Consider the following 13427-nt stretch of genomic DNA (forward strand, 5'->3'; position numbering starts at 1 on the left):
GGTTCGTCACGGTCGATGCGACGGCGTGTGCGCGGGCTGGAACTGACCCACCTCGCGTTGGTCCTCGGCTCGGATCACGTGGGTCACCGCGTTGATCAGTGCCAGGTGGGTGAAGGCCTGTGGGAAGTTGCCCAGGTGGCGCCCGCTGTGCGAGTCGATCTCCTCGGCGTAGAGGCGCAGCGGGCTGGCCAGTGCCAGCAGTCGCTCGCACAGGTTGGTGGCCCGATCGAGTTCGCCGATCTCCACGAGCGCCGAGACCAGCCAGAACGAACAGATCGTGAACGTTCCCTCTTCGCCCGCCAGTCCGTCGTCGGTGGTATCGGTGCGATAGCGCAGTACCAGTCCGTTGACGGTGAGGTGGTCGGCGATGGCGAGCACCGTCGCGCGAATACGCGGATCATCGGACGGCAGGAAACGGGTCAGCACCACCAGCAGCAGTGAGGCGTCGAGGGTGTCGCCACCATAGGTCTGGGTGAAGACGCCCTGCGCGTTCACACCGAACTCGAGGACATCGGCGCGGATCTCCTCGGCGATCTCGAACCACTCGGCCGCGCGCTCGTGTTGGCCGTGCAACTGCGCCAGCCGGGCGCCGCGGTCCAGTGCCACCCAGCACATCACCTTCGACGAGGTGAAGTTCTGCGGTTCGCCGCGGACCTCCCAGATCCCGCGGTCGGGTTTGCGCCAGTTGGCGATGGCCGCGTGCACGGTGCGTTCGAGTAGCGGCCACAGCGATTCCGGTACCTGTCCGCGCGACTTCACGTGCAGGTACACCGCGTCGAGCATGGTGCCCCAGATGTCGTGCTGGTCCTGGTCGTAGGCGGCGTTGCCGATGCGGACCGGGCGCGCGCCGTCGTAGCCGAACAGGTTCGGCAGCTCGTACTCGGTGATGCGTCGTTCGCCGCCGATTCCGTAGAGCACCTGCAGGGGGACCGCGTCCCCGTTCTCACCGGTGGTCACATCGTTGAGGAAGGCGAAGAAGTCGTTGGCCTCGCGGTCGAGTCCGAGGGTGTACAGGCCCCACAGCGCGAAACTCGCGTCCCGCACCCAGGTGTAGCGGTAGTCCCAATTACGTTCTCCGCCAGGGGTTTCCGGCAGCGAGGTGGTCGAGGCGGCGAGCAGCGCACCGGTCGGCGCGTAGGTGAGACCCTTCAGTGTGAGCGCGCTGCGCTGCAGATAGCTGCGCCACGGATGGTCGGGGAAGTCGCCCTGGGTGATCCAGCGTCGCCAGCATTCGGCGGTCGCCCACATCTTCTGGGCCGCGTCGTCGAAGGTGGCGGGCGCGGGCAGTTCCGACCAGGTCAGCGCGACGAATACCTGGTCGCCCTCCGACATCCTGGTGCGGGCCCGCGCCTCCCTGCCTTCCAGGCCGAGTCGCAGATCGGTGGTGAGGACCAGCGACGGCCCGGCATCGGGATCGTTGGTTGCCCGCGCGGTCGCCTGCTCGTAGACCTTGCCGGTGTACTCCCATTTCGCCCCGCTCTGGTGATAGTCGAACGAGGGCTGGCAACTCATTTCCAGCTCGACAGTGCCGCTCACGCATTTGACCGTGCGCAACAGCATGTGCTCGGCATCCCAGTCCATCGGGGTCCGCCGGTGGGTCTTGGACCGGGCGATGTTGTTGTGCCACGGGCCGAGAACCAGCGCGTCGCGCACGATCAGCCACCCGGTCTCGGTCTGCCAGGTGGTTTCCAGGATCATTCCGCCCGGTAGATACCGCCGCGCCGCCGGCACGTTCTTGCCGTAGGGACCGATCCGGAAATGCCCGGCGCTGCGATCGAGGACCGCGCCGAAAACACTGGGGGAGTCGGGGCGGGGCACGCACATCCACTCCACCGAACCGCTGCTGGCGATCAGGCAGCTGGTTTCACAGTCGGACAGGAACGCGTAGTCGTCGATCGGCGGAAACGCGCCGCGACGACCACTGGAGGAGACCGGACTCAGAATCGGCGGGCTGTCGGCGCTGGAAGACTCCATACCCCATCATCACGGCGTCGCGGGCACGCGTCCACCGCCGTGGGCGGCGATCTCGGCGGATCGGCTGGTCGCGGCCGGGAATTCGCCCGCGCCCAGTGGACGGCGAGGACGTTCACAGCGACCGACTAGGCTGGACGGCGTGCAACGCATCGCAGGTTGGTGGGACGGCTTCGAACTCTGGGTAGCCGGGCTGCCCTTCATTCCGCAGTTTCTCGTGGTGCTGGTCGGCATGGTCCCGATCAGTTTCGCCATCGCCTTCCTGCTCGATCGGAGCCTGCGCGCGGTCTTCCGCGTGCTGCGCCGTGACGATCGCACCGAACCGCCGATGCCGGTCACCCTCGCCGAAACCCCGATCCTCGGCAGCGGTGCCCGCTGATGCCACGTTCTCGCGTCCAGCTCGCCCTCATCGCCCTGCTAGTCCTGGTCGTCATCGCATGGTTCTTCACGCGGTAGCCGACGCGAGCGTGGGCCCGCGCCGGCACAGCGCCTAGTTCTTGCGCCAGTCGTCGAAGCGTTTGCCCAGGTCGGATACGGTACGGCCGACTTCGTGGCCGACGGTGTTCACCGCCGAGCCCACATCGCGACCCAGATCACGCACCGTGCGGACCAGCAGGTCCTCGGACTGGTCGAACGACTCGCGGTAATGGCGGGTCGCGTCCTTGACCTCCTCGCTGATGCGCGCGTTCTTGTCCTGATCGCGGCGCGGATAGCTGCCACCGAGCACTCGCTCGTACTCCCCGGACTGGATCCAGCGGCGCAGCTCGGCCGCGCGCAGCACCGAGAACGGGTGCGACTGCAGTTCCAGGTTGAGCAGTTTGAGCACGCCGTCGCGCAGGTCGCCCGAGCGCAGGTAGTCGTCGGCCTGGTCGAGGAACGCGCCGTGGTTCATCTCGTGCAGCCACGCGCCGCCCGCGGTCTTCATGTGCACGCGCACCGAGGCCTCCACGTCCTGGCAGCACAGCAGCCCCGCCCGGTCGCCGGACAGCTCCGACTTGCGGCTCCACTCCATCAGCGCCGCCACGATGGCGCGCAGCGCCCAGCCGCCCACCGGCATCCAGCCGACCGAGGCCGACAACCGCATCAGGTGCATGAGCATCGTGCGATACACCGCGTGCCCAGATAGTGCGTGGCCGAGTTCATGGCCGACCACGAACCGCAGCTCCTCGGCGTCCATCAGTTCCAGCAGGCCGGTGGTGAGCACGATGAACGGCTTGTCCATCCCGATGGTGAACGCGTTCACCGACGGGTCCTGGAGTACGAACATCTCCGGCGTCGTCTGCGCGTCGAGTACGCCGACGCAGTCGGCGCGCAACTGGTGCAGCGTGCGGAACTGCCGGTCGTCGACCCGCACGGCGGTCGCCAGATACATCAGCCGGTGCTGACGCTCCCGCAGCAATCCCGACAGCGCCCGCAACACCGTGTCGAAGCCGCTCAACGAGCGCAGCGCCACGAGCGCGGTGCGGTCGGCCGGGTGTTCCCAAGCGCGCGTGCTGATCTCTGGCAAACGCGTGCGAACCCGGTCTGGAGCCATGGTCATAGGATGAAATCCCCCCTGGTTAGAGAACTCTCGTTGATTGCGATCATCATGGCGCAATCTGCTAGAGTCTGCCCTGTGTCGTCGAGTGTCGCCCCGCAGATCCGCCATGAGTTGGCGTTGATCGCTGTCGGCAACCTCGCGGTCGCGGACATCCTCTGTCGATGATCGGCCACCGGACACGTCTGCGCGTTCTTGCCCAGTAGACTGGCGCGCGCTTTCCCTTCGCAGTCGTAGTCCGTAACTCCGGGGGCCATCGGGCCCGAGTCGCGCCAACTGCCGTATATCCATGTACGGCAGGTCTACCGATCGACATGAGCGATCCCTGCCCGCACGAAAGCCGTTGCGCCGCAGGTCCTTTCCTGAAAGGTTCACCCCGATGTCTCGCAACACCTGGATCGGCTCCCGCCGCCGCGCCGCCGCCATCGCTCTCACTGCTGTCGCCGCGGTCGCCCTGACCGCCTGCGGTGGTGGCGCCAGCGACTCGACCGACAGCGGCGCGACCGTGGCCGACGGCAGCGGGGGCACCCTCAATCTGTACGCCTACGCGGTCCCGAAGCCGGGCTTCGACAAGGTCGTGCCCGAGTTCAACAAGACCGACGCGGGCAAGGGCGTCCAGGTCCAGGCCTCTTACGGCGCCTCGGGCGACCAGTCGCGCAAGGTCAAGGACGGCGCCGAGGCCGACGTCGTGAACTTCTCCGTCGAACCCGATATCACCCGTCTGGTCGACGCCGGTCTGGTCGAGTCGAGCTGGAACGCCGACGCCACCAAGGGCATCCCCTTCGGCTCGGTCGTCACCCTGGTGGTGCGCAAGGGCAACCCCAAGGGCATCAAGGACTGGGACGACCTGCTGAAGCCGGGTGTCGAGGTCGTCACCCCGAACCCGTTCAGCTCGGGCTCGGCCAAGTGGAACCTGCTCGCGCCCTACGCGGCCAAGAGCGACGGCGGCAAGAACCAGCAGGCCGGTCTGGACTACCTGTCGCAGCTGATCTCGCCCGAGCACGTGAAGGTGCAGCCCAAGTCAGGCCGCGAAGCCACCGAGACCTTCCTGCAGGGCACCGGCGACGTGCTGCTGAGCTACGAGAACGAGGCCCTGTTCTCCGAGCGCAACGGCGACCCGATCGAGCACATCAACCCGCCGACCACCTTCAAGATCGAGAACCCGGTCGCGGTGCTGAAGAACTCCAAGAACCTGGCCAAGGCCACCGCGTTCCGTGACTTCCTGTTCACCCCCGCGGGCCAGAAGGCGTGGGCGCAGGCCGGCTTCCGTCCGGTCGATCCGAAGGTCGCCGCCGAGTTCGCCAAGGACTTCCCGACCCCGGCCAAGCTGTGGACCATCGATGACCTCGGTGGCTGGAAGGCCGTCGACAAGGATCTGTTCGCGCAGGGCACCGGCAAGGTCGCTGTCATCTACGACAAGGCCACCAAGTAGGCCGTGACCCGGATCACACGCGATACTGGACAACTGTGACTGACAGCAGTGGGCTCGCCGGGACCGGGGATACCTCCGGTCCCGGCGGTGCCGTAAAACTGGACAAAAAGCCGCCGACCTCGCGCGGACCTCGCTGGGCCTGGCTGCGCGTCACCGGGTCGGTGGGCCCGTTCGGCATCGGCGTCGCCGTGCTGTGGCTCAGCATCATCGTGCTGCTGCCGCTGGCGGCGCTCACCGTCAGCGCCTTCGAAGACGGCTGGGCGGGCTTCTGGGACGCGGTCACCGCGCCCACGGCGCTCGACTCGCTGCGCATCACGGTCGGCGTCTCGGTGATCGTGGCCGTGATCAATGTCGTGATGGGCACCCTGATCGCCTGGGTGCTGGTGCGCGACGAGTTCCCCGGCAAGAGCATCGTCAACGCGCTGATCGATCTGCCGTTCGCCCTGCCGACGATCGTGGCCTCGATCGTGCTGCTCTCGCTCTACGGCCCGAACAGTCCGATCGACATCCACCTCAATGCCAGTCAGCCCGGCCTGATCGTCGCGCTGGCCTTCGTCACCCTGCCGTTCGTGGTGCGCTCGGTGCAGCCGGTGCTGATCGAGGTCGACCGCGAGGTCGAGCAGGCCTCGCTGTCGCTCGGCGCGAGCAACTGGATCACCTTTCGCCGCATCGTGCTGCCCACCCTGGCTCCGGCGATCATCTCCGGCGGTGGCCTGGCCTTCGCCAGAGCGATCGGCGAATACGGCTCGGTGGTGCTGATCGGTGGCAATATCCCGCGCGAGACCCAGATGACCTCGCAGTACATCCAGCAGCAGATCGAGGTCGACCGGCCGATCAACGCCGCCGCGGTGTCGGTGGTGTTGCTGGTGATCTCGTTCGTCAGCCTGCTCGTGCTGCGGATCCTCGCCGAACGCACGTCTCGCAAGGAAGAGGCGGCTCGATGAAACTGTCCGCGTTCACCAGGATCTCGCTGCGCACGGTCGCGCTGGGCTACCTGCTGATCCTGCTGGTGCTGCCGCTGGTGATCATCCTGCTGCGCACGTTCGAGCGGGGGATCGGCGCGTTCATCGACTCGATCACCACCCCCGCGGCCATCTCGGCGTTCCAGCTGTCGATGATCATCGTGATCATCGTGGTGCCGTTGAACGTGGTCTTCGGTGTGGTGACGGCGCTGGCGCTGGTCCGCAGCAAGTTCCCCGGCCGCAGCCTGATGCAGGGCATCGTCGACCTGCCGTTCGCGGTGTCGCCGGTGGTCGTCGGTGTGTCACTGATCCTGCTGTGGGGTGCCGGTGGCTGGTTCGGTGGGCTGGAATCACTCGGTTTCAAGGTGATCTTCAGCCTGCCCGGCATGGTGATCGCGACCATCTTCGTCACGCTGCCGTTCGTGGTGCGCGAGGTGGAGCCGGTGCTGCACGAGATCGGTGACGATCAGGAGCAGGCCGCGGCCACCCTCGGCGCCTCGCGCTGGCAGACCTTCTGGCGGATCACCCTGCCCGCGATCCGGTGGGGCCTCACCTACGGCGTCGTGCTCACCGTGGCGCGCGCGCTCGGCGAGTTCGGTGCGGTGATCATGGTCTCCACCGCGATGCCGGGCCGGTCGCAGACGCTGACGCTGCTGGTGCACGGCCGCTATATCGACGACCACAACACCTTCGGCGCCTACAGCGCGGCCACGCTGCTGATGGGCATGGCCTTGGTCGTACTCCTCCTGATGACTCTCCTCGAACGCAAGCGGGGTACCGAATGATCACCGTGACCAACGGCCGCAAGAACTACGGTTCCTTCGCCGCCCTCGACGATGTCAGCATCGACATCCCCGCAGGCCAGCTCACCGCCCTGCTCGGCCCGTCGGGCTCGGGCAAGTCGACGCTGCTGCGCTCGATCGCCGGCCTCGAGTCCCTCGACTCGGGCGTGGTGGTGATCGCGGGCAACGACGTCACCCACGTGGCGCCGCAGAAGCGCGATATCGGCTTCGTGTTCCAGCACTACGCCGCGTTCAAGCACATGACCGTGCGCGACAACGTGGCCTTCGGCCTGACCATCCGCAAGCGGCCGAAGAAGGAGATCGACAAGCGCGTCGACGAGTTGCTGGGCATCGTCGGCCTCGACGGTTTCCAGCATCGCTACCCGGCGCAGCTGTCCGGCGGTCAGCGTCAGCGCATGGCGCTGGCTCGCGCGCTGGCTGTCGACCCGCAGGTGCTGCTCCTGGACGAGCCGTTCGGCGCGCTCGACGCCAAGGTGCGCACCGACCTGCGGCAGTGGCTGCGCCGGCTGCACGACGAGGTCCACGTGACCACCGTGCTGGTCACCCACGACCAGGAGGAAGCCCTGGATGTTGCCGACCGGATCGCGGTGATGAACAAGGGCCGCATCGAGCAGGTCGGTTCGCCCGAGGAGGTCTACGACCGGCCTGCCAACGAGTTCGTGATGTCGTTCCTCGGCGCGGTCGCCCGGCTCAACGGCCATCTGGTCCGCCCGCACGACATCCGCGTCGGGCGCGATCCGAGCATGGCGCTGGCCGAACACGAGGGCACCGCGGAATCGGCGGGCGTCACCAGGGCCACGGTCGAGCGGATCGTGCGCCTCGGTTTCGAGGTGCGTGTGGAGCTGCGCAACGCCGCGACCGGCGACCAGTTCGCCGCCCAGGTCACCCGCGGTGACGCCGCGGCGCTGCACCTGACCGAGGGCGAGACGGTATATGCCCGCGCGACCCGGATTCCGGATCTCCCGCTGGCCTGATCCATCCGGTCACGATCGGGGCCCCGCGACACCTGTCGCGGGGCCCCGATGCGTTGTCAGGGTGTTCGCCGACGGCGGTGGGACGCGAATCGGCGCAGGTTAACCGGTACCGGCGGTTCGGAGGCCGGAGTGCCGGGCGCGCCGGATAACTATTTTTCGTGTCTCATCACGCACCGTCGAAGATTGTGCATGACGCAGTGTCACAGGTAGAGACGCTTTTACTGGCGAGTAGCTTCCTCAACAGGGATTTCGCCACGCCGAACACGCGAAATTCGACAGGGGGTGGAGTTGACGTGACCCGGTGTAGGTGTAACCATTGGAAACAGTAAACGTCCCTAGAGGAGAGGCAGTGACGACGATGTCTGCGCCCACCACCCCTGACGTCGATCCTGTAGTCGCCCAGGCTCAGGCGTACGCCGAGAAGTTGCTGATGCTGTCCGAGGCATCGGTCGATCGCCACTTCGACCCGTTCGAGGACATCGACTGGGACGCCCCCGACTTCGATCCGAACTGCAAGCCCGAGCGCTGGGTCCTGGTGACCTCGGCCGACCCCATCGGTCGCCACCCCTGGTACCAGGCGCTGCCGCTGGATCGCAAGATCGAGATCGGCAAGGTCCGTCAGGCCAATGTGGCCAAGGTCGGCCTGCAGTTCGAGGCGATCCTGATCATCGGCATGATGCAGCACATCTTCAATCTGAAGAACAACGACCCGGAATTCCGGTACTGCTCGCACGAGATGATCGAAGAGCACAACCACACCCTGATGTTCCAGGAGATGGTGAACCGCGTCGCCGATGTGCCGGGCATGAACCCGCTGGTGCGTCAGCTGCGCCACCTGGCCGCCCCTGCCGGTGCGCTGTTCCCGAACTTCTTCTTCATGGCCGTGCTCGCCGGCGAAGAGCCGATCGACCACATCCAGAAGGACATCCTGCGCTCGGGTGACGACATCCACCCGATCATGCGCGGCGTGATGGCGATCCACGTGGCCGAGGAAGCTCGCCACATCTCCTTCGCCCACGAGTTCCTGAAGAAGAACGTCCCGGCTCAGCCGACGTTCAACAAGGCCGTGCTCTCGATCGCGATGCCGATCATCATGTTCGTGCTCGGCCGCGCCATCGCGACCCCGCCGAAGTCCTTCTTCAAGCAGTTCGACATGCCCGCCGATGTGCGCAAGGAACTGTTCTACGGCTCCAAGGAGTCCAAGCGGACCTTCGCCGACTACTACGTCGACGTGCGCGCGCTGGCCGAGGAGATCGGCCTGATGAACCCGGTCGCCCGCAAGGTGTGGCAGCTGCTCGGCATCGACGGCCCGTCGAGCCGGTACCGCTCGGAGCCCAAGCGCTCCGCCAAGCACGCCGCCTGAGAGACGACAGCCAGATGCCATACGTCGTCACCCAGTCGTGCTGTAGCGACGCCTCCTGCGTCTACGCGTGCCCGGTCAACTGCATTCATCCCACCCCGGATGAGCCGGATTTCCGTACCGCGGAGATGCTCTACGTCGACCCGGCGGCCTGCGTGGACTGTGGTGCCTGTGCCACCGCGTGCCCGGTCGACGCCATCACCTCGTCGAAGAAGCTCACCGCCGAGCAGAAGCCGTTCATCGAGATCAACGCCGACTTCTACCGCGTGCAGCGGGATCGGCCCACGTTGGCCGCGCCGGTGATGCCGCCCGCGATCGACACGCAGCGCTCGCCGCTGCGGGTCGCGATCGTGGGATCGGGGCCGTCGGCGATGTACGCCGCCGACGAGCTGCTCACCCAGCCGGGCGTCGCGGTCACGATGTTCGACCGGCTGCCGCAGGCCTACGGTCTGGCTCGCCTCGGCGTGGCACCCGATCACCAGCGCACGCGCAAGGTCGCCGAGCTGTTCGACATCATGTCCAAGCAGGACGACTTCGGTACCTACCTCGATGTCGAGATCGGCAAGCACATCAGCCACGCCGAGCTGCTCGAGCACTTCCACGGGGTGATCTACGCCGTCGGCGCGTCCTCGGATCGCAAGCTGGGCATCGCAGGTGAGGGCCTGGCGGGCAATGTGTCGGCCACCGACTTCGTCGCCTGGTACAACGGCCATCCCGACCACGCCGACGACCGGTTCGATCTGAACCAGAAGCGGGTCGTCATCGTGGGCAACGGCAATGTCGCCCTCGACGTCGCCCGCATCCTGACCGTGGATCCGGCGTCGCTCGCCGAGACCGATATCGCGCCGTACGCGCTGAAGGCACTGCGCGAGAGCAAGATCGAAGAGGTCGTGATCCTGGGCCGTCGTGGTCCGGCCGAGTCGGCGTTCACGGTGCCCGAGTTCGTCGGGCTGCTGGCCGCCGACATCGACATCGCGATCGAGGGCGAGTTGCCCGCGGTGACATCGGATCTGCCCTACAAGGTCGAGCAGAAGCTGCGCCTGCTGCACAGTGTCGCGAGCCGCCCGTTCGGTGAGCGCAAGCGCATCGTGTTCCGCTACCTGTCCTCGCCGGTGGAGATCGTCGGCATCGACACGGTGACCGGGGTCCGGGTGGAGCGCAACGAGCTCGTCACCGACGGCGAAGGCCGCGTGGCCGCCGTGCCGACCGGTGATACGACGCTGCTCGAGGCAGGTGTCGTGCTCACCTCGGTCGGCTACCGGGGGATACCGACAGTGGATCTGCCCTTCGACGACGCTCGAGCGGTGATCCCGAACGACGCGGGCCGGGTGCTCACCGCGCCCGGTGGCGAGGTCGTGCGCGGCACGTATGTGACCGGCTGGATCAAGCGCGGCCCGACCGGTTTCATCGGAACCAACAAGTCGTGCGCGCAGGAGACCGTGCAGCAGCTCGCCGAGGATTTCAACGGCGGCGCCCTGCGTGAGCCCACGCGTGACGCGTCCGAATTCGACCGCCTCGTCCGTGCCCGTCGCCCACAGGCGCTGGCCCGTGGTGCCGTGGCGCCGAAGAAGGAGCGTTCGGTGAAGCGGCTGTTCGCGCGCAGCTGATCGACAAGCGAAGGCCCGCAACGTCACTGGGAGACGTTGCGGGCCTTTCGTCGTCTCCGCTGTGCGGTGAAGCCGCAAATGTAATTCGTCATCCGTGAAATCATATCGGCAGTAAAAGAATTGGTTACCGGTCGGTAAGTGTGCCGAATGCCGGATATAACAAACTTGAAGAATGTATTTGCGATGGCATTTGTCCGATTACTCACAGGTAGCTGCTACTTGTGGTCTGTGAGTTATCGAAGTGTGTTCAGGGGGATTGATATTTAACATTCATCTGCCCCACCTGCATCAATGACCTTGTTGCGGAGCATGGTTGCGGATTACGCATCAATCCGGCAGCAATTCGCGGACACGCCAGTTAATCTGGGCGAGCTGTTTGGAAGACGACCGCGGCCACATGGTGCGCTCGCGTGCTGGACGTGGTCACGGTGCGTTGACGGGATAGCAAAAACATGACCAGAGGTCTGGGCTTGAGTATCGGTGCGGTCAATGCGATTTCGGCGGTAGTCGCCGACGATCCGGCCAAACCGAAGGTGCGCACACGCCGCACCGCACTGACATTCGACGACGCGGGCAGGCCTCGCATCGGGGCGATCAACGAATTCGCTTCGGCGATCACGGATTTCGCGGATCTCACCCGCGAGTCCGAGCCGATGGTGATGGGTGGGCGGTTCTACTCGGCGACCAATCTGATCGCCGCGGTGGTCACCGGCCTGATCGAGCTGGCCGAACCGCCGGCCGGGATCGTCCTGACCTACCCGGCGGTCTACACCGACAAACAGGTCTCGTTACTCGGCCAGGCGTTACATCTCGCGGGCGCCGGTGAGGTCCTGCTGGTGCCCGAACCGGTCGCCGCCGCGGAATGGCTGGAGATCGATCACGGCCCGCTGGAATCAGGGTTCGTGCTCGTCTACGACCTGGGTGCCACCAGCCTCGACCTCACTGTGCTGCGCGTCGGGCCCGACTGGTCACATCATCCGATGGTCGGAACCCCCACGCGATCCGCCGATTTCGGAGGCAGGCCGCTCGGCGAGATGGTCGCTCGCTACGCGGGCGCTCCCGGCATCGGCCGCGCGACCCAGACGCTCACCTCCATGGTGAACATCGACGCGCTGCGCGCCGAGCACATCCGCGATACCTTCCCGCTGGTCAGCAACAGTGTGTCCGCGGCGGGCCTGCGGCTGGCGGATCTGTCGCGCATCCTCGTGGTCGGCGGCGCCGCGCGTCCCCCCGAAGTCGCCCGCACGCTGGCTGAACTCGGCGTTCCGCTCGTCACCGTCGCCGACCCCGGCCAGGTGATCGCGTCGGGCGCTGCCGGTTTGGCGGCGCGCACCTTCGCGCCGGAGCAGCAGACCGGTGGCCCGGCGCCGCACGTCGCGGTGTTCTCCAGCGCGGCAGTCGTTTCCGCGCTCGCCATGTCGGCGATGACCGTCTTCGGAAGCCCCTTCGATCCCGGCCTGATGCCGGTCCTCGATCGGTTCCCGGTCTTGGGCTCACCCGTCGACGCGCTGCTCTACGACATGAGCGCCGACCTTCTCGCCGACCGCACCTCGGGCCTGCTCAGTGAGGTCGACCCGGCCACCGGCCGCATCCGGGTAGCGGGCGTGGCCGCGGCCCGCAGCGCCTACGAGAACTTCATCGCTCCCGCGACGGTGCTCGGCGGCGAATCGCGTCCCGGCGCAGGCGCCGACCGCGGCGCCCCCGGTCGCCGGGATGCCCGCGCCGACTGCAAGTCGCCGATCCTCGCCCGCGCCACCTACGGCAACCCCGCCCGTTTCACCAACCCCCTGCCCTTCGGTCGACAGGTTGCGCAAACCAGAAACTCGTCGACCGAACCCGGCGCTCCGGAACTTCCCCACGGCGGCGGAGCGATCCCGGCCGCCGGCACTCCAGAAGCGCCCGGCACTCCGACCTCGCCCGGCACCCTCCCCGCGGTAGATTCCGCCACGACGCACGGCACATCCACACCCGCAAGCGGCACATCCATGCCGAGCAAGGGTGGCGCCACGACCGAAGTCGGGGGATCGGCACCGGCGGGCGGAACCGACTCCGGCACAACACCTTCCAGCCACGGCACTCCGACCGGCGGCGCTACCTCGGGCGGAACGCCGGCTGGCGGCCCGGCTCACGGTGGCACCACAGGTGGTGGAACTTCGGGCGGCACAGACACTTCCGGTGGTGGCGCCTCCGACAACGGTGCATCGAACGGTGGTGGCACCGGCGGTGGTGGTGCGTCCGGTGGTGGTGCGTCGGAGGGTGGCGGTTCGGGTGATGCGTCCGGTGGTGGTGCATCGAACGGCGGCGGTACCGGCGGCGGTGGTGCGTCCGGTGGTGGTGCGCCTGGTGGTGGCGCCTCCGACAACGGTGCATCGAACGGCGGCGGTACCGGCGGTGGTGGTGCGTCGGGTGGTGGTGCGTCGGGTGGCGGCGCCTCGACTGGCGCGCCGAGTGGTGGTGCGTCCGGTGGCGGTGCGTCCGGTGGTGGTGCGTCCGGTGGTGGCGCCTCGGGCGGTGGGGCCTCGAATGGTGGTGCATCAGGAGGTGGTGCGCCGGGCGGTACCTCCTCGCGCGGTAAGTCCTCCAGCGGAGCGTCTTCTGGTGGCACATCCTCCGGTGGCGGGCTCTCGGGCGGCTCCAAAGGCGGTGCATCGTCAGGCGGTTCCGGTGGTGGTGGCGGCGGTGGTGGTTCCCGACGCTGATCATCGACCTCGCCGAGGTTTTGGTGGATAGTGCCGCTGTCGCGTCGACCGGGCCCGGGCGGCGACGACTCGGCGGTGGTTG

Annotated in this window: 11 protein-coding genes; 9 read left to right on the forward strand and 2 right to left on the reverse strand. The window is 67.1% G+C overall.

Annotation, left to right across the window (positions count from 1 at the left end; translation table 11 throughout):
• Positions 1 to 6 precede the first annotated feature (6 nt).
• The gene (locus NA12_RS24985; RefSeq protein WP_084473080.1) at positions 7 to 1974 is read right to left on the reverse strand and encodes a glycoside hydrolase family 15 protein; all 1968 of its coding nucleotides are present in this window, start codon (positions 1972 to 1974) and stop codon (positions 7 to 9) included.
• A gap of 139 nt (positions 1975 to 2113) precedes the next feature.
• On the opposite strand from NA12_RS24985, the gene NA12_RS24990 reads away from it, so the two are divergent.
• Positions 2114 to 2350: a hypothetical protein gene (locus tag NA12_RS24990; protein ID WP_084473081.1), complete on the forward strand. Its 237-nt coding sequence runs from the start codon at positions 2114 to 2116 to the stop codon at positions 2348 to 2350.
• Between the two features lie 111 nt (positions 2351 to 2461).
• Here the strand turns inward: NA12_RS24990 and NA12_RS24995 are convergent, their stop codons facing one another.
• The gene (locus NA12_RS24995) at positions 2462 to 3511 is read right to left on the reverse strand and encodes a M48 family metallopeptidase (protein WP_067456194.1); all 1050 of its coding nucleotides are present in this window, start codon (positions 3509 to 3511) and stop codon (positions 2462 to 2464) included.
• 75 nt (positions 3512 to 3586) lie between these two features.
• Here NA12_RS24995 and NA12_RS35070 point away from each other — a divergent pair, with 75 nt between their 5' ends.
• The 8 genes from NA12_RS35070 (at position 3587) to NA12_RS25030 (ending at position 13345) form a co-directional block, all read left to right on the forward strand.
• Positions 3587 to 3676 (forward strand): Ms4533A family Cys-rich leader peptide, encoded by a 90-nt coding sequence (locus tag NA12_RS35070; protein WP_019045829.1) that lies wholly within the window; start codon positions 3587 to 3589, stop codon positions 3674 to 3676.
• A 211-nt stretch (positions 3677 to 3887) separates the two neighbouring features.
• Positions 3888 to 4940, forward strand: a complete 1053-nt coding sequence (locus NA12_RS25000; protein ID WP_067456197.1) for a sulfate ABC transporter substrate-binding protein — start codon at positions 3888 to 3890, stop codon at positions 4938 to 4940.
• Between the two features lie 98 nt (positions 4941 to 5038).
• Positions 5039 to 5884 carry a sulfate ABC transporter permease subunit CysT gene (gene cysT, locus NA12_RS25005; protein ID WP_067456500.1) on the forward strand — a complete coding sequence of 282 codons (846 nt, stop codon included), beginning with the start codon at positions 5039 to 5041 and terminating at the stop codon, positions 5882 to 5884.
• Positions 5881 to 6687, forward strand: a complete 807-nt coding sequence (gene cysW, locus NA12_RS25010) for a sulfate ABC transporter permease subunit CysW (protein ID WP_067456200.1) — start codon at positions 5881 to 5883, stop codon at positions 6685 to 6687. The genes cysT and cysW overlap by 4 nt, the downstream gene beginning before the upstream one ends.
• Positions 6684 to 7679: a sulfate/molybdate ABC transporter ATP-binding protein gene (locus tag NA12_RS25015; RefSeq protein WP_067456203.1), complete on the forward strand. Its 996-nt coding sequence runs from the start codon at positions 6684 to 6686 to the stop codon at positions 7677 to 7679. The genes cysW and NA12_RS25015 overlap by 4 nt, the downstream gene beginning before the upstream one ends.
• A gap of 358 nt (positions 7680 to 8037) precedes the next feature.
• Positions 8038 to 9042, forward strand: a complete 1005-nt coding sequence (locus NA12_RS25020; RefSeq protein ID WP_067456503.1) for an AurF N-oxygenase family protein — start codon at positions 8038 to 8040, stop codon at positions 9040 to 9042.
• 14 nt (positions 9043 to 9056) lie between these two features.
• Positions 9057 to 10646 carry an FAD-dependent oxidoreductase gene (locus tag NA12_RS25025; RefSeq protein WP_067456206.1) on the forward strand — a complete coding sequence of 530 codons (1590 nt, stop codon included), beginning with the start codon at positions 9057 to 9059 and terminating at the stop codon, positions 10644 to 10646.
• Between the two features lie 452 nt (positions 10647 to 11098).
• A complete protein-coding gene (locus NA12_RS25030) occupies positions 11099 to 13345 on the forward strand; it encodes an Hsp70 family protein (protein WP_067456210.1) in 2247 nt (748 codons plus the stop codon).
• Positions 13346 to 13427 lie beyond the last annotated feature (82 nt).

The organism is Nocardia alba NBRC 108234 (genome assembly GCF_001612665.1).
In the GTDB taxonomy this organism is placed as follows: domain Bacteria; phylum Actinomycetota; class Actinomycetes; order Mycobacteriales; family Mycobacteriaceae; genus Nocardia; species Nocardia alba.